Raw genomic sequence first — 22,627 nt, 5'->3', positions numbered from 1 at the left:
GCTGGCACAAGGCGGGTGCTGTACAGCCGGCCTTCACCTACTTTCTTCTATGCCGCCACCCATTGCCCCCGTCGATGAGGCGCTGCTGGCGGCTTGCCGGCGCGGCGAATCGGCGGCGCAGCACCGGCTCTACCAAAAGCTGGCCTATCTGCTCATGGGCGTGTGCCTGCGCTACTGCCCCAACCGGGCCGAAGCCGAAGACGCGCTGCAAAATACTTTCGTCAAAATATTCACCCGCCTCGACCAATACCGCGGCCAAGGCCCGTTCGAAGCCTGGGCCCGGCGCATTGCCGTCACCACCTCGCTGCACGCCCTGGAGCAGCACCGCTTACGCCACCCCGGCCCCGGCCCCGACCTCGACGACCTGGCCGGCAACGTGGCCAGTGCCGAGCCCTCGGCCCTGGAGCAGCTGGCGGCCGACGACCTGCTGGCGCTGCTGGCCACGCTGCCGCCCGGCTACCGCGCCGTGCTCAACCTCTACGCCGTGGAGGGCTACTCGCACCAGGAGATAGCCGAGCTGCTGGGCATCGCCGAAGGCACTTCCAAATCGCAGCTGGCGCGGGCCCGCCGGCTGCTCGAAACCCGTCTGGCGGCCCACCACCACCCGCAATTGCCATGACCGACCCCAAACCCGACGACCTTTTTGATGCCCTGCGCGACCGGCTGGCCGATTATGGCCAGGAGCCGCCGGCGCAGCTGTGGGCTGGTATTCGCGCCCAGCTTCCACCGCCCGTAGCGCCGCCCCAACTGCGAAGTCGCCGCCGCCGCCGCTGGAGTTCCGTGCTGCTGCTGGGCCTGCTGCTGGCCGTGGTGGGCGGGGCTGGCTGGCAGTGGTGGCGCACCGCGGGCCCAGGCCAATTGGCCGCCGGCACCGGGCAAGTGGCAGTGAACGGCAAGCGAAGCGAAACGAGCACCGCAGCAAGAGCTTCCATGCCTTCGCAAACGGCCGTTGAATTGGCTGGTGCGACTAAGGCCGGGCCCAACCGGCCCGCAGTCCGGCCCTCGGCCCATCCCGCCACCGCTACCCAAGCCACTGATTTTGCCACTGCTGAAAACGCATCTCCTACTTTTTCAAAGCGTAAAGTTGAAAACGCATCTTCTGCTTTTCCAAGGCGTAGAAATGTCGCGTCGGTGAGCCGCGCTGCGGCTGCTACTTATAATGGTGGACGGCGCCAGTTCGCAACCAGGCCCGGTGCTTTTCCGGCGGGCCGCTCTAATGCTGCTTATGTCAGGCCGGCTACGCTAGCTTCGGATGCGGCAGCCAGCGCGGCGGCCTTTGGAGCAAGCAACGATACCGAAAAGGGGGCTGCGCGTCGGGGCAGTGCTGTAGAGGCGAATCAATCCGTGAGGGCAGCTTTTGCCCCGGCCGAGGTGCTTGCGGCCGAGGCTTATTCTCCGACTTCGTCCCCGGCTGCGTTGGCGAAGCTCCCCGCTCCGCGGGCGGATAAAATCGCATCGCAGTCGTCGGCCGACAGCCCGCAAGCCGGCACTGACGAAGGCGCACCGGCCACCTCTGGTAACATGCCAAACACTACAGCCGCAGCAGTACCTGGCGCGGCCGGCAAGCTGCGGTGGCGTACGCCGGTATTATTTCTGGCAGAATTTCCGCTGCCCACCGCCCGGCTTAGTGCGGATACGGTGCCTGCTCTGCCAGTGGTGGCCCGGCGTTGGGCACTACAGCTGCTGGGCGGCCCGGCGCAAACCTTCCGGACGCTGGGTTCCAGCACTGGTTCGGGGCCAGTGGCCTACCGCAATTTGCCCGCCGTTGCGGCCGATTTTGCCGACCGCAACAACATCGCTAATGCCTTAGCAGCGCAGGAACAAAGCAGCACCGGATTTGGCCTGCAAGTGCAGGCGCGCCGCCTGCTGAGCGGCCGGTGGGGCGTAAGCGCGGGCCTGGGCTACCAGGAATACGCCACCATAACCGATTACTCCGGCCCGATTACCTACACCACTTATTCCGGGCTGAATGGCCCAAGGCTGGCCACTCAGGAAATCAACTTCAGCCAACGCGACACCTACCGCTTTGCCACCGTGCCCCTGCGCATAAGCTATGCCCTGGGGCCAGCCAGCCAGCGCCTCCGCTACGGCCTGCTGGCCGGGACCGACGTGGCCGTGTACCTGGGCGGCAGCAGCACCGGCCAATTCCCCTCATCTGCTGCCAAAGCCGACAATCTGTATCGCCCGCTCAGTGTATCGGTTACGGCCGGGCTGGACCTGCACTACCGGGTAGGGCCGCGCCTCGACCTGCTGGCCCAGCCCAATGCTACTTACTTCCTCACCTCGTTGCCAAAACCGGTATCCGGCCTGACGCCGCGCTACCTGTGGGGCGCCGGCGTCCAGTTTGGCGTGTCTTACGACTTACGTTAATACGCTGACGTAGAAGGCCCGGGCCGGCACAACATCACCCCAGCTCGCCGCCGATAATGACCTCCCGCACCGGGTTTTCGCCCAGCCAGTACGGGATTTCGGCCACGCTGCCCACGTTCAGCACCAGGATATCGGCGCGCTTGCCGGGCTCCAGGCTGCCGCAGTCGGCGGCCAAGCCGAGAGCCGAGGCGGCGTTGCGGGTAACGGCGGCCACGGCTTCCTTGGGGCTGAGGCCCATTTTAAGGCAGGCCACCGACACGGCCAGCCAGAGGTTTTTACTGGGGCAGGAGCCGGGGTTGAAGTCGGTGCTCAGGGCCACGGGCAAGCCGCCATCAATGAATTCGCGGCCGGCGGCAAACTGCTGCTGGCGCAGGAACAACGGCACCAGCGGCAGCAGCACCGCCACCGTGCGCCCCTGGGTTTGGCGGGCAATGCGCGCCGCGGCCGCCGGCGTAAGGTAGTCGCAATGGTCGACGCTGGTGGCGCCCAGCGCGGCGGCCATTTCGCAGCCGCCCAGGTCGTGCAGCTGCTCGGCGTGGATTTTCAGGCCGAACCCCATTTTGTGGGCCTGCTCCAGGTAATAGCGTGCCACATCGAGCGGGAAAGCCCCTTCCTCGCAGAAAATATCCACGAAGGCTGCTTCTCCTTTGAGGTCGGACAGCACTTCTCGCAGCAGGAAATCGACGTAAGCCTGCGGCCCCGCCGCCTTGAATTCGGGCGGTACTACGTGGGCACCCAAAAACGTGGGCACCACCCGCACGGCCTGTTGCTGGCCAGCCGCACGGGCCACGCGCACCAGCCGCAGCTCGGTGTCACGGTCGAGGCCGTAGCCGCTTTTCGCCTCCAGCGTGGTGATGCCGTAGTGCCGAAAACCGGCCAGGTGCTGCAATGCACTGGCCAACAGTTCGGCCTCTGAGGCCGCCCGCGTGGCCCGCACCGTGCTCAGGATGCCGCCACCGCTAGCCAGAATGTCGAGGTAGGTTTCGCCCCGCAGCTTGCGCTCGAACTCGTGGGCCCGGTTGCCGCCAAACACCAGGTGCGTGTGGCACTCCACCAGGCCGGGCATTACCACGCGGCCGGTGGCGTCGAGCAGGCGGGTTTCGGGTCCGATGCGCGCCCGGTTCAATTCGCTCATCGGGCCCACGGCGGCTATTTTGTCGGCCACGCAGGCCACGTAGCCGTGCTCAATTATCGTCCAGCCGCTGGCGTCGGGGCCGGCCAGGGGCTGGTCCGGGGCGCCGCCCGTCAAGGTCAGCACCTGCGCGGCGTCAATAATAAGGAGCGAATAAGGAGCAGAATCGGCCATAAAAGAGAAGCAGGTGGGCCGGCAAAGTAAGCCCACCACGGCCTTGCGACCAGCACGGCACGCGGGCAGGAGCAGCAATCGGCGTGGCCACCCGGCGTATCATTTATCCTGCTGGCTTTCATTTGCGCGGGCTGGGGCGGGGCGGATGAGTGTATCATTGCCGCAGCATCGGCCGGGGCCAGGCGGCGAATCCAGGCGGATTCCCGTAACGCCAGCTCCCTCCCTTCCAATTCGCCTATGCTCTCCCCTGCCGCCCCCCCGCTCATCCTCACCCTCACGCTGGACGATGCCGCCCAAACGTATTTCAACGCCCTGCGGCGCCAGCATTTTCCGCCCAAAATCAATTATTTGGCCGCCCACCTCACCCTGTTCCACCACTTGCCGGGGCACGAGCTGGAAGCCGTGTGCACGCAGCTGCACCGCCACGCCCTAACGCAGGCCCAGCTGCCGCTCACGGTCACAGGCCTGCGCTCGCTGGGCTGGGGCTTGGCCTTCACGCTGGAAAACGACGAGCTGCGGACCTTGCACCGCCAGCTGCAGCAGCAGTTTGCCGCCCACCTCACGCCGCAGGACCAGCAAAAGCTGCAACCCCACGTCACCATCCAAAACAAGGTAGCCCCGGCCGAGGCCCGGCAGCTTCTGACCGAACTCCAGCCCGATTTCGCGCCTTTTGGCGCCGTGGGCACCGGCCTGCAGCTGTGGGCTTACCGCAACGGGCCGTGGGAAGCCCTGCAAGCATTTCCGTTTCAAGCCGCAGTCAGCCAGTTATGATGGCTGCTGGTTGTTAGTCATTATAATCTAAATAATCGTATTGAGTTTTGACCGTCATGCTGAGCTTGTCGAAGCATCTTTACCGCACCGTTGGACAGTTTCAACGGTGCGGTAGAGATGCTTCGACAAGCTCAGCATGACAACGTTTTTGCTACGGTTACTTTTGCACCACTGCTTAATTGCCTTCCCATGAGGCCAGCGACGTGCGCCACTCGCGGCGCACCAGGTTCAGCACGGCACTGTCGGGCCGGATGCCGATGGTGATGTGCGTGCCCCGCTCCCGCGCATATGGGTTGGTGACGGTAGCGAAGCGGCGGGAGGCGGCAAAGTGCGGCGCCAGTTCTTCGTCGGGCTCGTCGTCGACAACGATGATGGCGCGGCACTGATTCAGCGACGGGTACCAAAAAATAAAACTGCCGTTGAGACTGTTGGCCGGGGGCATCGCGCGGTGGCGGTTGTAGTAGTTGATGGCGCTGGCCTGGCCGTAGTTGGCGCAGTGAATGAGGGTGCCGGCCCGCACCGAATCGGGCAGGCTTTGGTAGGCGGCCCAGGTTTTATCGGCCATTTCGCGCCAGCCCAGCATGTCGGCGTAGTCCTGGGGCAGGGCGTGGTTCTGGCCGTCTTCCCAGCGGTAGGCGCCCAGGTGTTGGTAGCGGGGGCGCAGGGCGGCCATCTCGGCCGGGCTGCGCAACGGGCAGGCCAACGGCAGGTAGGCCAGGTGCAGCACCAGCGGCACGGCCAGCAGCGCGGGCTGCGCCAGCCGCTGCCAGCGGAACTTTGCCAGTCGCGCTTCCCACCACACGGCCCCAAACGCAAATAGCACCGGGTAGTAGCCCAGGGCATAATAGTCTTTGCCGTGCAGCGCGGCCAGCAGGCCCACGCCCAGCACCACCACCAGCCCCACGGCCCGGTACGGCCGGAATGCCCGCGCCAGCAGCAGCGCCAGCAGCCCCGGCGCCCACACCAGCAGCGCCGGAAAGCACATCAGCAGCTGCGCTTTCCAAAAATCGGCCGCTTCCACATGCACCAGCTGGGTTTGATTGAGCAGCGCCATGTGGTGCAAAAACGGGATGCCGTGGCTGATTTGCCACATCACATTAGGCAGCCAGAGCAGCAGGGCCACGCCCGCCGCGCCCCAAAAGTGGCGGTGGCCCAGCAGCCGCCGGGCGGGCGTGAGCAGCAGCGCCCCGCCCAGCGCCGCAATAAAAAACAGCGTGGTGTACTTGTTGAGCAAGCCCAGTCCCAGCCCCAGTCCCAACAGATACAGGTAGCGGACCCGCTCCTCCTGCAGGTAGCCCACCAACCCATACAAGCACGCCAGAAAGCCAAACACCTCAAACGAGTTGGGCTGAAAAAGCAGGTTCAGCCGCGCGAAGGCTGAGCACAGGTAGCAGACGCCCGCCAGGGTTTGGGCAAACCAGCCGCCGCCCAGCCGCCCGGCCAGCCGCACCACCAGGTACATGGTACCCGCGCCCCAGAGAAAGGGCCAAAACTTTACCCAGCCTTCGCCCCCGCCCAGGGCCAGGCTCACCCAGCCCTGCGCCGCGATGAGCGGCGGCACTTCCAGGTAGCCCCAGGCCAGGTGCTGGCCCTGATTGAGGTAGAGGTATTCGTCGCGTTGCAGCTCGTAGGCAGCGCTGATGAGGAAAAAGCCCGACACGAATTTGAGCACGGCGAAGGCCAGCGGCAGGATGCGTTTCATGGCCGGCAAGGTAAGTAACGGCCTTTATAATATTTATATTCTGATGTAAATCGGTACTTTATTACCGGGCTGCTGGCGCCAGTCAGCTCCGCGTGTTACTTTTAGCTCCCGCAGCAACTTCCACGCTTCTGGCTGATTCTCTACGCTTCCCATGATTATTTACGGTACCAATGGCGCGCACGTGCGCACCGCCCCGCTTCCGGGCATTGCCTGCCCCGGCTGCGCTGCCACCGACAAAATGCAGCTGAGCGTATTCAGCCGCTACGCCCATATTTACTGGGTGCCGCTGTTTCCGTACAGCAAGCCGGCGGTGCTGCAATGCAACCATTGCCAGCAAGGCTGGGAAGGGAAAAGCCTGCCTACTGAGTTTCACGAACCCGCCCGCGCCCTTAAAAAGGAAACCCGCGCCCCAATTTGGCACTGGTCGGGTCTGGGCATCGTGGCCGCCCTCATTGGCTGGGGCGCCTTTGCCAGCTCGCAGGATGCCCGCGCCAACGCGGCGTACCTGGCCGCCCCAAGGGTGGGCGACATCTATACGGTGCGCGAAAACGAAGGCGAGCGCAACTACTCGCTACTGAAAGTAGTGGCCGTGAAGGTCCCCACCGTGGATGTGGTGCCCAATGAATACGTCATCGACAACAGCCACCCGTTAGAGGAGCTGAACGCCCCGGCCAAGTACAGCAAGGAAAGCTTCACCCTCAACAAGCTGGAGCTGACCATTATGCAGAACAAAGGCCAGCTAACCGACGTGGACCGCCTAACGGAGGACTAATAATCTGCCCGCCGCCCTGCTAGCGGGGTCCCAACCCGGCCCAGCGCAGAAAGTCCTCCCCCACCCGGTGGCGAAAGGACTTGACAGATTGCCAAGATGTTGCATGCCGGCCAATTCGCTCAACGATAAGGAGGGGCTTCAATGCTCCGCAGCATTCGCCCAAAACCGCCGACGCCGATATCGAGGTAGAACAAAGTGCCTTGTAGCGCAGGCTGCAGGGGCGCTTCAGCGACTCGCACCCCGCTCCTGACTTTCAACATCCAGTAGCCCAACTCGGTACCACTGCGGGTTTTGATAACCGGAACATCGAGATTGATGCCTGCGATGAAGGGATGCCGCATAGACACGTTCATCTTCAGGGCAGGGTTTGCTTTGGAATCGCTGCTGGGAGGCGTGAAAATAAACCACGATAAGCCCGCAAATGGGGTTAGCATAAAATGCTGCCTATTGACCAGCCGAAAGCCAACTGAAACTTCCGGCACGTAATAGTTTATCGTTTGGCTGGCGGGCCAAACGTGCCCATCATAGCTGAAATCGGTTCGGGCTTCGGCCCAGCCAATATAGTTGCGCAGATAGAGCGCGAAACGGTCCCAACCAAAATCGAGGCCGTGTCCCATATTATAGCGCGGGCGAAAGGCGGTATTTAGTCTGCTAGTGAAAAAGCCGGTGCCCGAATGGAAATCCAAACCGTAGCGAAACCGCGAGGGCCGGCCACTTTTCAACTCCCAGGTATCATACGCCACCCGCCACTTTCTGATGGACTTACGGCGTGCCAATTTGGATGCCCATTCGGCCTCGCGCGTCCACTCTTCCCGCTCCCGCACGTGCCATTTGCGCAGCTCGGCTTTCACCTTCTCCTGCTTCTGAAAACTCTTCACAATGAAGCTATAAGGCGAATCCGGATATTGTTGCCGGAAGCGCTGGATTTCCGCATCCATGTCCGGCGATACGCCGCCGCGTGGCAGCACGTCCAGTAAAATCTGAATCAATTGTGCCTCGGCGGCGGGCAGGCGTTGCGCCATCTCCGCCAGTTTTTCCTGGTGGCTGGCAATGTAGAAATCCGCTACGTCCGCCAGGTCCTCATTTGGCAGCCGCGGCCACTCCTGATAGCGGTAAAAATCCGCTTCGATAGTGGGCGCGCCTAGGCGCTGCAACAACGGACCATACGCCCCGGCCGCGAGCAGCAGCGACATGGCTTCGCGCAACCGCACCGTGAGCGTTGATTGGGGCACGGTGCGAGCTAGGTAATCGAGCAGCAGCGGAATTTGGTGCAACTGCTGGTCCAGCACGGATTCGGCCAGCTGCTGGCGCACCAGCTGCGCGCGCTGCTGCGGGGAGGGCTGCCCGCCCAGAAACTGCCGGTTCAGCGACTGCGTGATGGAATCGGCAAGGGCGGAAGCCGGGACCTGAGCGCGGGCCGATGAAGAAAGCAGGACTTTAAGCACCAAGAGCAGGTAAATTTTTCGCATGTAGCGTAAGTAATCGGAAATCAGCCCGGTAAAAGTTCACCCGAAAGGTCGACGAAAATAGCCAGTTGGTGGTTGGCCAGCTACAGCAGGCAGCTGCACGCGGCCATGCCCTTACACCTCCACAAACTGGCGCTACCTGGCGGTGCTTTTTTCTGTCAGAAATTCCTCAATAAACTGCGCGTACGCTTCCCGCACGGGCAACTTCAGATTCGTGGGTAGCTCCCGGCGCAGGGTTATGGGTGGCTTTCTGCTTGATGAGGTTGTAGCCCAACAGCACCGTTGCATAGGCGGCGCAAGGACCCTACAGATTACCCGGTAGTTGCACCAGCCGCAGGTAGTCGCCCAGCCCGGCCGGCTTCTGGAACACGTGAATGAAGAGAATATCCGCCTCCCCGCGGCTGCGCCAGGTTTCCGCGTAAAAGCCTTCTACGGCGTACAGCGTCAGGTCGAAGCTGTCTTCCTGACGCTCGGCCAGGCGCGTGCCGTGCCGGGCGAGGTGCTCGGCCTGGTGGCGCTGGTGCAGGGCTTTGAAGGCGGTGAGGGTCATGGGTAGCGGAACCGGTTTTTTGCAAAGTTGGTGCGCCGCCGCCCTACTTTGTGCCATGAACACCTTTCGCTTTCCCCACCCGCTCGTGCTGCTCGTGGGCTTTATCATCCTGGCCGCCGCGCTGAGCTACGTGCTGCCGGCCGGCCGCTTCGACCGCCAGAAAGACCCTGCCACCGGCCGCGACGTGGTGGTCGCCGGCTCCTACCACCGCGTGCCCGCCACGCCCGTGGGTCCGCTCGACATGCTGGTTGATATTCCCAAGGGCCTGGCCGATGCGGCGGCCGTGGTGTTCCTCATCTTCCTCGCCGGCGGCGCCTTCACAGTCGTGGACCAGACCGGAGCCCTGCGCCACGGCGTGGACTGGCTGCTGGCCCGCGCCGAGGGCCGCGAAGTCATCGTCATTCCGCTGGTGAGCCTGCTGTTTGCCACCATGGGCGCTTTGGAAAACATGGGCGAGGAAATTATTCCGCTGGTGCCGGTGCTGCTGGTGCTGATGCGCCGATTAGGCTACCCCACGCTCACGGCCGTGGCGGCCAGCGCGGGCGCGTCGTTCGTGGGCGCCTCCTTCAGCCCCATCAATCCGTTTCAGGTGGGCATTGCCCAGAAGCTGGCGCAGCTGCCGCTGCTCTCGGGCGGTGGCTGGCGGCTGGGCTTTTTGGTAGTCGCCGTCGCCATCTGGATTATCGGCACCATGCGCTACGCCACCCGCCACCGCGTGGCGCCCGAAATCACGCCCGCCGACGTGGCGGCCGACCAGCGCGGGGCCGGGCGCCACGGGCTGGTGCTGCTGCTGATGCTCGTCACCTTCGCTGTGTTTGCCTACGGCGTGCTGAAGCTGGGCTGGGACTTTGAGCAGATGTCGGCGCTGTTTTTCGTGCTGGGTGTGAGCGCCGGACTGCTGGGTGGCCTGGGCGCCACGGGCACCGCCGAAGGCTTCGTGGCGGGCTTCCGCGACATTGCGTTTTCGGCCATCCTCATTGGTTTTGCCCGCGCCATTTTCGTGGTTCTGGAGCAGGGCAACATCGTCGATACCATCGTCAATGGCCTGGCCTCGCCCCTGGCCGAGCTGCCCGTCACCTTCGCCGCGCTGGGCATGATGGCCGTGCAAACCGCCCTGCACGTACCCGTGCCCAGCGGCAGCGGGCAAGCCACGCTCACCATGCCGCTGCTCACGCCCCTCTCGGACCTCATCGGCCTCTCGCGCCAGGTAATGGTGCTGGCTTTCCAGTACGGCGCCGGCCTCTGCGAGCTTATCACGCCCACCAATGGCACGCTCATGGCCATGCTGGCGGCCTGCGGCGTGCGTTTCGAGCAGTGGCTAAAGTTTGCGTGGCCGCTGTATGGGGCGCTGCTGCTGCTGGGCGTGGCCAGCGTAGTGGGCGCCATTTGGGTGGGGCTGTGACGGGGGCGCGAGCCCCATCCCCTAGCCCCTCCCTCCTGGGGAAGGGGGACCAGCTTCTAGCCTTAATCTACTAGTTTCTAAATTTTTAGAATTATAACTAGTTCCCCTTCTCCCGGAGGATTCCGCGCATCAAGCGGAGGGGGGCTAGGGGTTGGGGTCTTGCGCTGAACGAGGTGGAACAAACCGCGCCTCACAACCCCTAATCAGCCCGCAGCTCGGCGGCGGTGAACACCTTGGGCAGCTTGCGCTTGTGCTCCACGATTTGGAAGGTGGCCGTGTCGGTACGCTCGTCCCAGAACACGTCGGATACGAGGCCGAAGTGCCGGTACTGGCCCGGTTCGGGCGTCACCTCCTCCACTGAGTCGCCGAAGCTAAACTTGGGCTTGTGGTAAATTTCCTTGAACAGCTCGGGCTTTACTAGAAACTGCTGCTCGTCGTAGCGGATGGTCGCCCACTCGCCTTCGTCGTCTTCGCTGATTTTCTCGAACAGCTTGCCCACCGGCTCCAGCAGCTCGAACGAGCGGCGGTTAGCGGGGTGAATGTAGCGGAAGCCGTACTCGGGCGACCAGCCGTAGAGGCCAAAAACAACGGGTTTGGGACGACGCATTCTGATTTTTTCGGGAGCGGTTATCGGGAAGCTGCAACAAGCGGCCGGCGCAATTTGCTCATTTCCGCAGCAATTTTTCGGTAGCAAACAGCGCGGCCGGAGCTAACCCACTCAGCACGAATGACCCATTGAACGGCGTCCGCTGCGGCCGGCCCGGCCACTTAGGGCAACTTTTGGCCAAAACCTGCCCGTCCTCGTATTACCGGGTTCCCGACTGTTCCGCATCGGCCGCATTTTCGGCTGCCTGGGCGGCGGGCACTCTTTCTTTCGATGCCTCTCGATTCCGCTTCCGCTCCTGGCCGCGCAGCCGCCGCGCCCAACAATTCCCCTAAAAAAACCGCGCCCCAAGCGCCGCCCCAAGCGCCGCCCCAAGCGCCGCCCCAAGCGCCGCCCCAAGCGCCGCCCCAAGCGCCGCCCCAAGCGCCGCCCCAAGCGCCGCCCCTGGCCTCCGATACTTTGCAGCCGGGCATGGGCGCCGTGCCCCACGCCGCCGGTACCACCTTCCGGGTGTGGGCGCCCCACGCCGGAGCAGTGGCCGTAATTGGTACTTTCAATGACTGGAATGCCACCCAGCACCCGCTTCAGCACGAAGCCGATGGCTACTGGGCGCTGGACGTACCCGGCGTGCAACCCGGCGCCGAGTACAAGTACCACCTCACGAACGGCGACCAGGAGTTTGACCGCAACGACCCCTACGCCCGGCAGATGACCAACTCGGCCGGGTCCTCGGTGGTGCACGACCCGCACTTCGACTGGGGCGACGACCATTTCCAGATGCCCGCCTGGAACGAGCTGGTGATATACGAGCTGCACGTGGGCACCTTCAACACCCCTGATGAGCAACGCGTGGGCACCTTCCTCAGCGTGGCCGAAAAGTTGCCCTACCTGCGCAATTTGGGCATTAACTGCATTGAGCTGCTGCCGGCCACCGAGTTTCCGGGCAGCCGCTCCTGGGGCTACAACCCGGCCTGCCCCTTTGCCCTCGAAAGCGACTACGGCGGCCCCGTGGCCTTCAAGGAAATGGTGAAAGCGGCCCACGCGCACGGCATTGCCGTGGTGCTCGACGTGGTGTACAACCACTTCGGCCCCGGCGACCTGGACCTGTGGAAATTCGATGGCTGGAGTGAGAACGACGGCGGCGGCATCTACTTCTACAACGACTGGCGCGCCGAAACCCCCTGGGGCGACAATCGCCCCGACTACGGCCGCCCCGAAGTGCGCCAGTACATCCGCGACAACGCCCTGATGTGGCTGCACGACTACCGCGTGGACGGCCTGCGAGCCGATGCCATTGCCTTCATCCGCAACGTGAAAGGCGAGGAGGACCCCGGCGCCGACCTGCCCGATGGCTGGAGCCTGATGCGCTGGATAAACGAGGAAATCGACCAGACCATGCCCTGGAAAATTACCATTGCCGAAGACATGCGCGGCAACAACCGCATCACCGAATCGGTGGCCAGCGGTGGCCAGGGCTTTGATTCGCAGTGGGACAGCTCGTTCGTGTACCCCATTGTGGAAGCCCTCACCGCCCCCCACGATGCCGACCGCAACATGCAGGCCGTGGCGGGCGCCATCTCCGAATCGTACAACGACGACGCTTTCCGGCGCGTCATCTATACCGAAAGCCACGATGAGGTAGCCAACGGCAAAAGCCGGGTGGCCAAAGAGATAATGCCCGGCGATGCTGACGGCTACTTCTCCAAGAAGCGCACGGTACTGGGCGCGGCGCTGGTGCTCACGGCGCCCGGCATCCCGATGCTGTTCCAGGGGCAGGAATTCCTGGCCCTGGGCGAGTTCAACGACGCCGAGCCCCTGGTGTGGAGCGGCGTGGAAACCCGCGCCGGCCTCGTGCACCTCTACCGCGACCTGATTGCGCTGCGCCGCAATTCCGGCGGGCAAACCAGGGGCCTGAGCGGGCAGCACACCCACGTCTTCCACATCAACGACGACGCCAAACTAGTAGCCTTTGCCCGCTGGGCCGATGCCCACGGCGGCCCCCACGACACCACCATCGTGCTGGCCAACTTCGCTAATCAGGCCCACGAGGCCTACACCATCGGCCTGCCTGGCCCCGGCCACTGGAAAGTCCGCTTCAACAGCGACTGGCGCGGCTACGACGGTGACTTTGGCGATTTCGACAGCTTCGGCATGGAAGCCCAGCCCGGCGAGCGCGACGGCTACGCCTGGCACGGCAGCATCGGCCTGGCGCCCTACGCCGTGCTGATATTGTCGCAGGAAGGGTAACCGCGCTGGTTTTGAAGAGTGCTGGTACGCTCTTACAGCTAACTACGAACCGTCATGCTGAGCTTGTCGAAGCATCTCTACCGCTCCGTTGAACGACTTCAGCGGAGCGGTAGAGATGCTTCGACAAGCTCAGCATGACTGATTTACGGCTCACCAACCCTTTTTGCTGTTTTTGAAACCGGCAAAAGGGTTGGCCGGGTGCCGAGCAGCCGCAGCTACACCGGAGCCTGGTCGTAGCGCTCGTCCTTCAACCCAGGCCAAGTTCCTTCGAACATAAATTCGGCCAGGGGCTTGCGGGCGCGGGGCGCGGTTTCCTTATCGCGCAGGCCGTCGGGCAGGCCGGCGGGGTCGCCGGGGTAGCCAATAGTGAACACGGCCACGGGCTCGTAGCCGGCGGGAATGGCAAAAGCAGCCTGGATTTTGTCAACTGCAAAGCCCGCCATCTGGTGGATTTGCAGGCCCAGCTCGGTGGCTTGAATGGCCAGCGTGGCGGTGGCCTGGCCCACGTCGTGCTTGGCCCAGGCGTTGGGGTTGCCATCGTGCGAGAAATGCAGCTTGGCGATGCTGACGGCCAGCACCGGCGCGGCTTTGGCCCAGGCCTGGTTGAACTCGCCCATGCTGGTCAGAATTTTATCGTATGCCTCAAGGCTGGTTTCGCGCGCACCCACCAGGTAGCGCCACGGCTGCTCGCCAAAGCAGGAGGCCGCCGACGAGGCAGCGGCAAACAACTGATTCAGCGCGTCGGCGCTCACTGGCTGGCTGGTGTAGGCGCGAGGGCTGCGGCGCTCGGCGAGCACCGGCAAAATGGGGTATTCGAGGGCAAGTACGTTCGTGGAATCGGCCATGAGGTGAGGAGGAAATTAAAAATCGAGGAATAAAGCTGCGGGTAACCGCCGACGCGGCGCGAAGTTTTGCGGGCGGGGAAACCGCTGCTCTTTCCCCAGCACACCAATAAACAAGACTTGCGCTACTGCCTTTCTGACGAGCTTTCTCGCAGAGGTCCGCAGAGGCAAAACGCGGACCTCTGCAGATTTTACGGCTTGGCTGCTGCGAACCTCCGCGTTTTACCTCTGCGGACCTCTGCGAGAAATAACCTTGCGTATGTCCTGATAAAAATCGTTTGCAGTGGCTTCTAAACGCTGCTACGCTTACCTTTCGCCGCGTTCCGTTCTCTCCCGTCCTTTTGCCTCCCGTCTGTATGCAGCCCACGCCTAATGCCCCCGATGCCCTGTTTCCCGATGCTTTACTGGTAGAAGTGGCCTGGGAAGTTTGTAACCAAGTCGGCGGTATTTACACCGTTATCCGGTCCAAAGTGCCGGCTACTGTGCCCGCCTGGGGCGACCGGTACTGCCTGCTGGGGCCCTACTTCGCCCAGCAGGCGCAGGGCGAGTTTGAACCCCTGGACGAGCTGACCGTGCACACGGCTTCCGACCCGTTTGGGGCGGCCGTGCGCACCATGCGCGCCCAGGGCTACGACGTGCAAATTGGCACCTGGCTCGTGACGGGCCGGCCCCGCGTAGTGCTCATCAACCCCTTGCAGTCCTACGGCCAGCTCGGCCAGCTCAAGGGCGACCTCTGGCAGCGGCACGGCATTCCGGCGCCCGACACCGACGACCTGCTGCACCAGGTTATCTCCTTTGGCCACCTCACCACGGTGTTCTTCCAGCACTTAGCCGCGCAGGTCAAGCCCGAACAGCGCCTGCTGGGGCACTTCCACGAGTGGATGACGGGCGTAGCCATCCCGGAGCTGCGGCGCCTGCAAGTGCCGGCCCACTTGATTTTTACCACCCACGCCACGCTGCTGGGCCGCTACCTGGCCATGAACGACCCCAACTTCTACGACCACCTTATGTGGGTGAACTGGGAGGCCGAGGCCAAAAAATTCAACATTGAGCCGGCCGTGCGCATGGAGCGCGCCGCCGCCCACGGCAGCCACGTTTTCACCACGGTGAGCGAGCTTACGGTGCGCGAGTGCATCTATTTGCTGGACCGGATTCCCGATGCGGTGCTGCCCAACGGCCTCAACATCGAGCGGTTTGTGGCCCTGCACGAGTTCCAGAACCTGCACCAGCAGTACAAGGGTAAGATTCACGAATTCGTGATGGCCCACTTCTTCCAGTCGTACTCCTTCGACCTGGATAAGACGCTGTATTTCTTCACTTCCGGCCGCTACGAGTACCACAACAAAGGCTTCGACCTGACCCTGGAGGCCCTGGCTCGCCTCAACCACCGCCTGCAGGCCAGCGGCATGGAGGGACAGGTGGTGATGTTTTTCATCACCAAAAGGCCCTTCACCAGCATCAACCCGCAGGTGCTGGAGCGCCGCGCCATGCTCGATGAGGTGCACGAAACCTGCCGGGCCATCGAGCGGCAGGTGGGCGAGCGCCTGTTTTACGCCGCTGCCGCCAGCCAGGACCACAAACTCCCCGAGTTGGGCACGATGGTGGACGACTACTGGAAGCTGCGCTACCGCCGCACGCTGCAAAGCTGGAAAACCAACGCCCTGCCGCCCGTCGTCACCCACAATCTGGTGAACGACCAGGACGATGACATTCTGGACTTTATGCGCCGGGCCAACCTGCTCAACCATCAGCACGACCGGGTGAAAATGGTGTACCACCCGGATTTCGTGTCGCCGGCTTCGCCCCTGCTGGGCATGGAATACGGCCAGTTTGTGCGCGGCTGCCACCTCGGCGTGTTCCCCTCCTACTACGAGCCCTGGGGCTACACTCCGCTCGAATGCGTGGCCCGCGGCGTACCCGCCATCACCTCCGACCTGTCGGGCTTCGGCGACTACGCCCTACAAAACGTGCCCGACCCTGAATCGAAAGGCATTTTCGTAGTGCATCGCCAGGAAAAGACCTTCGACGAATCGGCTGAGGAGCTTACCGACATGCTCTGGGATTTCGTGCTCCTCAACCGCCGCGAGCGCATCATGCAACGCAACGCCGTGGAAAGCTCCGCTGAGCTCTTCGACTGGAAAAACCTGCGCGTGTACTACGACCGGGCGTATGCGCTGGCCCTGGAAAGGCAGTAAACTGTTTGTTTACCAAAATGTTAACCGCTAGCGATAAACTTGAAATAATGTTGCGGGAAGGTAGCTTCCTGGTAGGAGTTGGTGGCTCACTAGTTGCACTGCTGGGCCTCATGGTCCAGGTATCTGCTTCAGATTATTCACAAATGGAGCTATTTGCTTCTGCTGCGTTTATCGTTCTCGGGCTATTCATGGTCTATCAAAGCGTTGAAAAACATAAAGTAATGTGGGCAATTGCCGCTGATGCCCGTCTCGTTACCGGTAGGTTCGAAATATCCCGCACAACGGCCAAGGAAATTGATGGCACAACCTTCTATCTCATATTTTACAGCTACCAATTTGAGGAGTCAGCCTACGCTCACTGCGTAGAGACAAACTTTCCTGAGAAGTATGGTGAGCAGGAAAGTATTTTTATTCAACGCTCACAACCAGCAAATGCGGTATTTGCCACCGACCTACCCAGCGTAGTACGAGCAAAGCTCCTATCAGCAGTTTCTACTTAGTCTCATGCACAGTAGCATAAAACTTCTGACAATAAGCATCTTTCTTTCCGCTAGCACAGCTGCACTCGCCCGCGAGTTCTGGCTGGAAGCGTCGCGCTTCCGGCTGCAACCGGGCCAGACCATTCACATTCGGACGCTGGTGGGCGAAAACTTTAAGGGCGAACCCTGGACCAATAAGGCCGCGAAAATCCTGCGTCTGGTGCGCCACGGTCCCATCCCCGGCGACAGCACCGACCTGACGCCCGTGAGCCCGGCCGAAACCGATACCTTTCGCACGGCCTTCACCTTTGCCCGGCCCGGCACCCACGTACTACTGCTGCAAAGCACCAATTCCTTCATCGAGCTGCCCGGCGAGCAGTTCACCGCCTACCTCCGCGAAGAAGGCCTGGACTACGCCCTGAAGCGGCGCCAGGAAAACGACGAAACCGCCACGCCCGGCCGCGAAACCTACCGCCGCTGCGCCAAAGCCCTGGTGCAGGTGGGCGAGGCCACCGTCGTTGCTGCGGCCACCGACAGCGCCTGCCGCAAGGTATACGGGCTGCCACTGGAGCTGGTGCCGGAACAAAATCCATATCGTCTGGCGGCCGACAAAGCCCTCACGGTGCGGGTGTTGCAGGCCGGCAGGCCGGTGCGGGGCGCGACCGTGCAGATATGGCAGCGCCAGCCCGACGGCCTGCCCACCACGCATTTCACGGTGCGGGCCAACCAAAACGGCCGTGTGCTGTTACGACTGTCGGGGCCGGGCCCATACCTGCTGGGCACGGTGAGCATGACGGCGGCCCCGGCCAATCTGCGCGACCGCGCCGACTGGCAGTCCACCTGGGCATCGCTAACGTTTGCGGGGCCGCCCGCGCCCGCCCGGCGGCCCGGCGCAAAACATTAGCCCACTTGCTCCGGATTTTGGTTTTTTCCTTTACCTTCGCCGTTCTCTTACCCTCCTTGCCTACGTTGTATGAAGTACACGATTGATAAAAAAGAAAGCTACACCATCATTACCATTGAGGAAAAGAAGCTCGACACCACCGTTGCGCCTGACCTCAAGTCGGAATTCGTGAAGCTTAACGCCGAAGGCATTAACAATCTGATTCTCGACCTTACCAACGTTAAGTACACAGATTCTTCGGGCCTTAGCTCCATCCTGATTGCCAACCGCCTGTGCAATTCCACCGGCGGCCTGCTGGTGCTCACCGGCCTGCAAGACCACGTGCTTAAGCTCATCACCATCAGCAAGCTGGAGTCGGTGCTGCACATTCTGCCCACGGTAGAGGAAGGCATCGACCGCGTGTTTCTGCACACCATCGAGCGCGACCTGACGGATAAGGAGTAGTTTTTTTCAGTTGTCAGTTGTTGGTTGTCAGTTGTCAGTTATCGAAGCTGGCAGTTGGCAACCAACTTTTGTTTTCACTCCGCTAGCTTGCTACAAACTGACAACTAACAACCAACAACTACTTCCCGTGACTTTTGAGTTGAAGATTTTGGGCTCGGCCTCGGCCACTCCAACCATTGGCCGCCACCCCACGGCGCAGGTGCTGACCGTGGACGCCCATAATTACCTGATTGACTGCGGCGAAGGCACCCAGTGGCAAATGCTGGAGTACCGGGTGCGCCCGCATCACCTACGGGCCATCTTCATCTCGCACCTGCACGGCGACCATTACTTTGGGCTCTTTGGCTTGCTGGGCACCATGCACTTGCAGGGGCGCACCCAGCCGCTGCAAATTCTGGGGCCGGCCGGGCTCGACGAGGTGCTCACCACGCAGGCGCGGGTTTCCAACATGCAGCTGGGCTTTGCGATGGAGTTTACAACGGTGAATACCGAAATCCATGCCGTGGTGTATGAAGACGAGCACCTCACGGTATCGTCGCTGCCCATGCGCCACCGTATTCCGTGCGCCGGCTACCTGTTTGCCGAAAAGCCGCGCCGCGCCAACCTGCTGAAGGAAAAGCTGCCCGCCGGCCTCCGCCCCGAGCAGCTGGCCCGCCTGGCGCAGGGCCAGGACCTGCCCGCCGACGACCAGCAGCCCGGCCTGCGCCACGCCGATGTGGCGGGCCCCGCCCCCACCCCGCGCCGCTACGCCTTCTTCTCCGACACGCTCTACACGCCTGCCCTCGCCGACCTCATCCGTGGGGCCGACCTGCTTTACCACGAAGCTACTTTTCTGGACGAGATGCAGGAGCGCGCTGCCCAAACCCACCACAGCACTGCCCGCCAAGCCGCGCAGCTGGCCCGCGACGCAGGCGTGAAGCACCTGCTGCTGGGCCACTTCTCTAGCCGCTACAAGAAACTGGAGCCCCTGCTGCATGAGGCCCACGCCGTGTTTGCCGCCACCTCCCTCGCTACCGAGGGCCTTGTGGTTTCACTCTAATTAAAAATGGAGAATTAAAAATTAAAAATGAACGGCGGAAGCCGGCAGCTAGAAGCCTTACGCTGAATGAGCAAGCATTTTTAATTTATAATTCTTAATTTTTAATTCTTTTCAATATGACTTCTTACGCCCACAAAAAGCAGCAGCTTTACCTCGTGCTCAGCGGCATTTTTATCGTGAATGCGCTGCTGGCGGAAATAATCGGGGTGAAGATTTTCTCGGCCGATAAGCTCATGGGCCTGCCTGGCAACCTCACGGCGGGCGTGCTCATCTGGCCGGTGGTTTTCGTGACGACGGACATCATCAATGAGTATTTTGGCAAGGCCGGGGTGCTGCGCATCAGCTACCTCACGGTGGCGCTTATCCTGTTTGCCTTTGGGGTGATTTACCTCACCACCATCCTGCCACCCGCCGATTTCTGGCTGGACGTGAATAAGACCGACAACCAGGGCCGGGCCTTCGACATCGACTTCGCTTACCAGAGCATTTTCCGGCAGGGGCTGGGCATCATCACCGGTTCCATCATCGCTTTTGGGGTGGGCCAGGTACTCGATGCCACCATTTTCGCGGCCATCCGCAGGGCTACCGGCGGGCGCTATGTCTGGCTGCGGGCCACGGGCTCCACGCTGGTTTCGCAGCTCGTCGATTCCTTTGTGGTGCTGTTTGTGGCCTTTTATGTTTTTGGCAACTGGACGATGGACCAGGTAGTGAGCGTGGCCAACACCAACTACTGGTATAAATTTGCGATGGCCATTCTACTAACGCCGGTAATTTATTTGGCCCACTACCTCATCGACCGTTATTTAGGACCGGAGGAAACGGCCGAGTTGCAGCAGGAAGCCGTGGCTGACGTTAGTGTGTGAGTTTATACTATTCATCTTCATCTCACTCATGGTTTTCCGATTCTTGATTTTGCTGGCGATTGGCCTATTACCGTCAGCAGCACGGGCACAATTTTCGGAAGCGTACGAAACAGGCTCTTATGTTCTAAAGTCCGGCCCCTCAGAGCGTCATTACGGTAAATTGAAGCTACGCAATGGGCGAAAGTTGCTGGTTAGGACTCCAAAAGGTAAGCGGATTATAGTGAGAGCAAGACACGCGCTAAGCTGCACTATTGGCCAGCGTCATTATGCAGTCATCGATGACCTTCAATTTGATATAAATTCGCGTTCAGTAAATGAACGGGCTGGTTTTGCCCAACTCCTGGATAGCGGGAAAATTACGTTACTGCGCTACGACCACCTTTTGAATAGTGGTTTCGATTGGTTTTGGCTTTATCGTTACCCAATTACAGTTTATTTAATTCGGATTCAATCCGATTATCCTTACACCGCTGCGTGGGAGACTTTCGATGGGTCTTACTTTCGGCGACGGGTACGAAGCTTTCTTATTAGCCGTCCCGACTTGGTTGAGCTCTTAGATAAAGGGGCTATCACCTACCAAAATTTTCCCAACGCCATTCGGGCGTTGAACCACAACCTTTCGTTTCAGCCCTCGGCTGTTCCTGAAAGAAAAGAATAATCTCTTTCAAAATGTCCCGCATCCTCACCGGCATCCAAAGCACGGGCCGCCCCCACCTGGGCAACCTGCTCGGCGCCATCCTCCCGGCCATCGAGCTGTCGAAAAACCCGGCCAACGACTCGCTGTATTTCATCGCCGATTTGCACTCGCTCACCACCGTGCGCGACCCAGAAGTGCTACGCCAAAACACGTATGCCGTGGCCGCCGCCTGGCTGGCCTGCGGCTTCGACACCGAGAAAAACCTGTTTTACCGGCAGTCCGACGTGCCGCAGGTAACCGAGCTGACGTGGTACCTGAGCTGCTTCACGCCTTATCCGATGCTGGCCAACGCGCACTCGTTCAAGGACAAATCCGACAAGCTGTCGGATGTGAATGCCGGGCTTTTCACGTATCCGGTGCTCATGGCGGCTGACATTCTGCTCTACGACGCCGAAATCGTGCCCGTGGGCAAAGACCAGGTTCAGCACCTGGAAATAGCCCGCGACATTGCCAGCGCCTTCAATGCCCGCTACGGCGATACGCTGGTGCTGCCCCAGGCCCGCGTCGATGCGGAGCTGATGACTATTCCCGGCACGGATGGCGCCAAGATGAGCAAAAGCTACGGCAATACCATCGACGTGTTTGCCCCCGAAAAGGAGCTGCTGAAAACCATCAAAGGCATTGTATCGGACAGCACGCCGCTGGAGGCTCCCAAGAATCCCGAAACCGACATCACGTTCAAGCTGTATTCGCTGCTGGCCACGGCCGCCGAAACGGCTACCATGCGCGCCAACTACGAAGCCGGCGGCTACGGCTACGGCCACGCTAAAAAAGAGCTGTACGAGCTGATTCTGCGCCGCTTTGCCACCGAGCGCGAGCAGTTCACTTTCTACCTCAACAACCTACCCGAGCTGGATGCCAAGCTGGCCATCGGGGCCCGCCGGGCGCAGGAATACGGGGCCGACGTGCTGGCCAAAGTGCGAGCGAAGGTGGGTTACGGAAGGTAGTTTCAGTTACTAGACTTGTTCCCGAATAAGCAGAAACGAAAAAAGCGAGTCATGCTGAGCGCAGCCGAAGCAGCTCTACCGTGCAACTAATCCAATCGACTCAACGAAGCGGTAGAGCTGCTTCGGCTGCGCTCAGCATGACCGTCGATTTTACACTTTTCTGTATTTAGGAACAAGTCTGTTAGCTACTGGTTGTCAGTTGCTGGCTGTCCGGTCGTACTGACCATTTCAGTCTGACAACTGACAACCAACAACTAAAACACCTGAGGCTGAGGCTGCTGCGCCGAGAAGCTGAAGCCGACCTTACTGCCCCGGCTAACCTGCTGGTTTTCCAGCTTTTGCTTGACGCTGATTTTCTGGATTTCGGGCAGCGGCGGCGCGATGAGGTCGTTGTTGACGGCGGCAATCATGGCGCTTTCCACGAAAAGGCGCATGGCATCAGTCGCGATTTTGTTGTCCGACATGTCGTTGTTGGGCAGTTCGAGCTGCTGCACGCCTTCGAGGTAATAATGGTTGTCGATGTTGACGAGCAGGCGGCCCACAAGGTAGCCGGGGTCGTTCAGGCGCTGGTATTTAATACTGTCGGCCATGAAGTTGTAGGCCATGATGTGCCCGAAAAAGCGACGCCGGAAATCGGCTTCCACATATTTGCTGGGCATGGGGCCGTAGTCGTCGGGAAAGGTGACGATGTTGGAGTGCATGACGAAAATGAGCAAATCGCCCGAAAAACGAATATGGTATTCCATGTCGTTGATGGGCCGGTACTCAATCACCACGCTCGAATCGAGGGGCGTGAGCCGGCGCGTGAGCTCCAGCACCAGTTCCTGCGATACCAGCCGCAGGCAATCGAACGCCGCCAGGGTGTTGCGGTAGATGGCTTGCTTGGCGGTTGATTTCTGCTTGAGCCCGTCAAAAATCTGGTCGAGCCGGTCGGTGGGCGCCGCTACCGGCGAGCCGGCGGCGGCCGTGGGCTTGTTGTTGGTAGCCGTGGCTCCGGAGTGCGTGGGCTCTGGCGCAGCCGGGGCGG

The 22,627-nt window shown here is 61.4% G+C and carries 21 protein-coding genes; 14 read left to right on the top strand and 7 right to left on the bottom strand.

All coding sequences use genetic code 11. From position 1 onward, the window contains the following. Positions 1-49 precede the first annotated feature (49 nt). On the top strand, positions 50-619 hold the full coding sequence (locus GM79_RS10270; protein WP_035563245.1) for an RNA polymerase sigma factor: 570 nt from the start codon (positions 50-52) through the stop codon (positions 617-619). After that, positions 616-2,370: an outer membrane beta-barrel protein gene (locus GM79_RS10265; RefSeq protein ID WP_035563243.1), complete on the top strand. Its 1,755-nt coding sequence runs from the start codon at positions 616-618 to the stop codon at positions 2,368-2,370. Before GM79_RS10270 ends, GM79_RS10265 begins: the two co-directional genes overlap by 4 nt. 34 nt (positions 2,371-2,404) lie before the next feature. Here GM79_RS10265 and hutI read toward each other — a convergent pair whose 3' ends face one another. Continuing rightward, on the bottom strand, positions 2,405-3,676 hold the full coding sequence (hutI, locus tag GM79_RS10260) for an imidazolonepropionase (RefSeq protein WP_035563241.1): 1,272 nt from the start codon (positions 3,674-3,676) through the stop codon (positions 2,405-2,407). A 237-nt stretch (positions 3,677-3,913) separates the two neighbouring features. Here hutI and GM79_RS10255 point away from each other — a divergent pair, with 237 nt between their 5' ends. Next, positions 3,914-4,447, top strand: a complete 534-nt coding sequence (locus GM79_RS10255; RefSeq protein WP_035563239.1) for a 2'-5' RNA ligase family protein — start codon at positions 3,914-3,916, stop codon at positions 4,445-4,447. Positions 4,448-4,622: 175 nt separating this feature from the next. Here GM79_RS10255 and GM79_RS10250 read toward each other — a convergent pair whose 3' ends face one another. Continuing rightward, positions 4,623-6,149 carry a glycosyltransferase family 39 protein gene (locus GM79_RS10250; RefSeq protein WP_051718737.1) on the bottom strand — a complete coding sequence of 509 codons (1,527 nt, stop codon included), beginning with the start codon at positions 6,147-6,149 and terminating at the stop codon, positions 4,623-4,625. A gap of 151 nt (positions 6,150-6,300) precedes the next feature. On the opposite strand from GM79_RS10250, the gene GM79_RS10245 reads away from it, so the two are divergent. Continuing rightward, positions 6,301-6,921, top strand: a complete 621-nt coding sequence (locus GM79_RS10245; protein ID WP_035563227.1) for a hypothetical protein — start codon at positions 6,301-6,303, stop codon at positions 6,919-6,921. Between the two features lie 119 nt (positions 6,922-7,040). On the opposite strand, the gene GM79_RS10240 is transcribed toward GM79_RS10245, so the two are convergent. Then, positions 7,041-8,390 carry a hypothetical protein gene (locus GM79_RS10240; RefSeq protein WP_035563225.1) on the bottom strand — a complete coding sequence of 450 codons (1,350 nt, stop codon included), beginning with the start codon at positions 8,388-8,390 and terminating at the stop codon, positions 7,041-7,043. A gap of 301 nt (positions 8,391-8,691) precedes the next feature. Next, positions 8,692-8,937, bottom strand: coding sequence for a hypothetical protein (locus tag GM79_RS10235; RefSeq protein ID WP_035563223.1), 246 nt, complete (start codon positions 8,935-8,937; stop codon positions 8,692-8,694). A 55-nt stretch (positions 8,938-8,992) separates the two neighbouring features. On the opposite strand from GM79_RS10235, the gene GM79_RS10230 reads away from it, so the two are divergent. Then, the gene (locus GM79_RS10230; RefSeq protein WP_035563220.1) at positions 8,993-10,339 is read left to right on the top strand and encodes a YfcC family protein; all 1,347 of its coding nucleotides are present in this window, start codon (positions 8,993-8,995) and stop codon (positions 10,337-10,339) included. Positions 10,340-10,538: 199 nt separating this feature from the next. On the opposite strand, the gene GM79_RS10225 is transcribed toward GM79_RS10230, so the two are convergent. Beyond that, positions 10,539-10,946: a DUF6960 family protein gene (locus GM79_RS10225; protein ID WP_035563218.1), complete on the bottom strand. Its 408-nt coding sequence runs from the start codon at positions 10,944-10,946 to the stop codon at positions 10,539-10,541. 270 nt (positions 10,947-11,216) lie between these two features. On the opposite strand from GM79_RS10225, the gene GM79_RS10220 reads away from it, so the two are divergent. Further along, entirely contained in the window at positions 11,217-13,190 is a 1,974-nt protein-coding gene (locus tag GM79_RS10220; RefSeq protein ID WP_235184036.1) for an alpha-amylase family glycosyl hydrolase, read from the top strand. Between the two features lie 215 nt (positions 13,191-13,405). Here GM79_RS10220 and GM79_RS10215 read toward each other — a convergent pair whose 3' ends face one another. Further along, the gene (locus GM79_RS10215; protein WP_051718736.1) at positions 13,406-14,035 is read right to left on the bottom strand and encodes a nitroreductase family protein; all 630 of its coding nucleotides are present in this window, start codon (positions 14,033-14,035) and stop codon (positions 13,406-13,408) included. Positions 14,036-14,388: 353 nt separating this feature from the next. Between GM79_RS10215 and GM79_RS10210 the strand changes: the two genes are divergently transcribed. The 8 genes from GM79_RS10210 (at position 14,389) to trpS (ending at position 21,600) form a co-directional block, all read left to right on the top strand. Continuing rightward, positions 14,389-16,227, top strand: coding sequence for a glycosyltransferase (locus GM79_RS10210; protein ID WP_035563216.1), 1,839 nt, complete (start codon positions 14,389-14,391; stop codon positions 16,225-16,227). A 17-nt stretch (positions 16,228-16,244) separates the two neighbouring features. After that, entirely contained in the window at positions 16,245-16,727 is a 483-nt protein-coding gene (locus GM79_RS10205) for a hypothetical protein (RefSeq protein WP_035563214.1), read from the top strand. Between the two features lie 4 nt (positions 16,728-16,731). Continuing rightward, on the top strand, positions 16,732-17,610 hold the full coding sequence (locus GM79_RS10200) for a DUF4198 domain-containing protein (RefSeq protein ID WP_035563212.1): 879 nt from the start codon (positions 16,732-16,734) through the stop codon (positions 17,608-17,610). Between the two features lie 69 nt (positions 17,611-17,679). Next, positions 17,680-18,054, top strand: coding sequence for an STAS domain-containing protein (locus tag GM79_RS10195; RefSeq protein ID WP_035563209.1), 375 nt, complete (start codon positions 17,680-17,682; stop codon positions 18,052-18,054). Positions 18,055-18,181: 127 nt separating this feature from the next. Further along, positions 18,182-19,093, top strand: a complete 912-nt coding sequence (locus GM79_RS10190; protein WP_035563207.1) for a ribonuclease Z — start codon at positions 18,182-18,184, stop codon at positions 19,091-19,093. A 116-nt stretch (positions 19,094-19,209) separates the two neighbouring features. Continuing rightward, entirely contained in the window at positions 19,210-19,956 is a 747-nt protein-coding gene (locus GM79_RS10185; RefSeq protein WP_035563205.1) for a queuosine precursor transporter, read from the top strand. Between the two features lie 28 nt (positions 19,957-19,984). Then, positions 19,985-20,614: a hypothetical protein gene (locus GM79_RS24885; RefSeq protein ID WP_152559937.1), complete on the top strand. Its 630-nt coding sequence runs from the start codon at positions 19,985-19,987 to the stop codon at positions 20,612-20,614. 11 nt (positions 20,615-20,625) lie between these two features. After that, positions 20,626-21,600 carry a tryptophan--tRNA ligase gene (gene trpS, locus GM79_RS10180; RefSeq protein ID WP_035563203.1) on the top strand — a complete coding sequence of 325 codons (975 nt, stop codon included), beginning with the start codon at positions 20,626-20,628 and terminating at the stop codon, positions 21,598-21,600. A gap of 254 nt (positions 21,601-21,854) precedes the next feature. Here the strand turns inward: trpS and GM79_RS10175 are convergent, their stop codons facing one another. Further along, positions 21,855-22,517: a hypothetical protein gene (locus GM79_RS10175; RefSeq protein WP_035563257.1), complete on the bottom strand. Its 663-nt coding sequence runs from the start codon at positions 22,515-22,517 to the stop codon at positions 21,855-21,857. Between the last annotated feature and the right edge of the window lie 110 nt (positions 22,518-22,627).

Source organism: Hymenobacter sp. IS2118 (assembly GCF_000715495.1).
Taxonomy (GTDB): domain Bacteria; phylum Bacteroidota; class Bacteroidia; order Cytophagales; family Hymenobacteraceae; genus Hymenobacter.
The sequence above is the reverse complement of the archived record's forward strand: the minus strand, read 5'-3'. Positions and strand labels throughout refer to the sequence as shown.

What these genes read in the sequence shown, in the direction of transcription:
- GM79_RS10270 (WP_035563245.1), top strand. Translation starts at nt 50, where the DNA reads ATGCCGCCACCCATTGCCCCCGTCGATGAGGCGCTGCTGGCGGCTTGC.
- GM79_RS10265 (WP_035563243.1), top strand. Translation starts at nt 616, where the DNA reads ATGACCGACCCCAAACCCGACGACCTTTTTGATGCCCTGCGCGACCGG.
- hutI (WP_035563241.1), bottom strand. Translation starts at nt 3,676, where the DNA reads ATGGCCGATTCTGCTCCTTATTCGCTCCTTATTATTGACGCCGCGCAG.
- GM79_RS10255 (WP_035563239.1), top strand. Translation starts at nt 3,914, where the DNA reads ATGCTCTCCCCTGCCGCCCCCCCGCTCATCCTCACCCTCACGCTGGAC.
- GM79_RS10250 (WP_051718737.1), bottom strand. Translation starts at nt 6,149, where the DNA reads ATGAAACGCATCCTGCCGCTGGCCTTCGCCGTGCTCAAATTCGTGTCG.
- GM79_RS10245 (WP_035563227.1), top strand. Translation starts at nt 6,301, where the DNA reads ATGATTATTTACGGTACCAATGGCGCGCACGTGCGCACCGCCCCGCTT.
- GM79_RS10240 (WP_035563225.1), bottom strand. Translation starts at nt 8,390, where the DNA reads ATGCGAAAAATTTACCTGCTCTTGGTGCTTAAAGTCCTGCTTTCTTCA.
- GM79_RS10235 (WP_035563223.1), bottom strand. Translation starts at nt 8,937, where the DNA reads ATGACCCTCACCGCCTTCAAAGCCCTGCACCAGCGCCACCAGGCCGAG.
- GM79_RS10230 (WP_035563220.1), top strand. Translation starts at nt 8,993, where the DNA reads ATGAACACCTTTCGCTTTCCCCACCCGCTCGTGCTGCTCGTGGGCTTT.
- GM79_RS10225 (WP_035563218.1), bottom strand. Translation starts at nt 10,946, where the DNA reads ATGCGTCGTCCCAAACCCGTTGTTTTTGGCCTCTACGGCTGGTCGCCC.
- GM79_RS10220 (WP_235184036.1), top strand. Translation starts at nt 11,217, where the DNA reads ATGCCTCTCGATTCCGCTTCCGCTCCTGGCCGCGCAGCCGCCGCGCCC.
- GM79_RS10215 (WP_051718736.1), bottom strand. Translation starts at nt 14,035, where the DNA reads ATGGCCGATTCCACGAACGTACTTGCCCTCGAATACCCCATTTTGCCG.
- GM79_RS10210 (WP_035563216.1), top strand. Translation starts at nt 14,389, where the DNA reads ATGCAGCCCACGCCTAATGCCCCCGATGCCCTGTTTCCCGATGCTTTA.
- GM79_RS10205 (WP_035563214.1), top strand. Translation starts at nt 16,245, where the DNA reads ATGTTAACCGCTAGCGATAAACTTGAAATAATGTTGCGGGAAGGTAGC.
- GM79_RS10200 (WP_035563212.1), top strand. Translation starts at nt 16,732, where the DNA reads ATGCACAGTAGCATAAAACTTCTGACAATAAGCATCTTTCTTTCCGCT.
- GM79_RS10195 (WP_035563209.1), top strand. Translation starts at nt 17,680, where the DNA reads ATGAAGTACACGATTGATAAAAAAGAAAGCTACACCATCATTACCATT.
- GM79_RS10185 (WP_035563205.1), top strand. Translation starts at nt 19,210, where the DNA reads ATGACTTCTTACGCCCACAAAAAGCAGCAGCTTTACCTCGTGCTCAGC.
- GM79_RS24885 (WP_152559937.1), top strand. Translation starts at nt 19,985, where the DNA reads ATGGTTTTCCGATTCTTGATTTTGCTGGCGATTGGCCTATTACCGTCA.
- trpS (WP_035563203.1), top strand. Translation starts at nt 20,626, where the DNA reads ATGTCCCGCATCCTCACCGGCATCCAAAGCACGGGCCGCCCCCACCTG.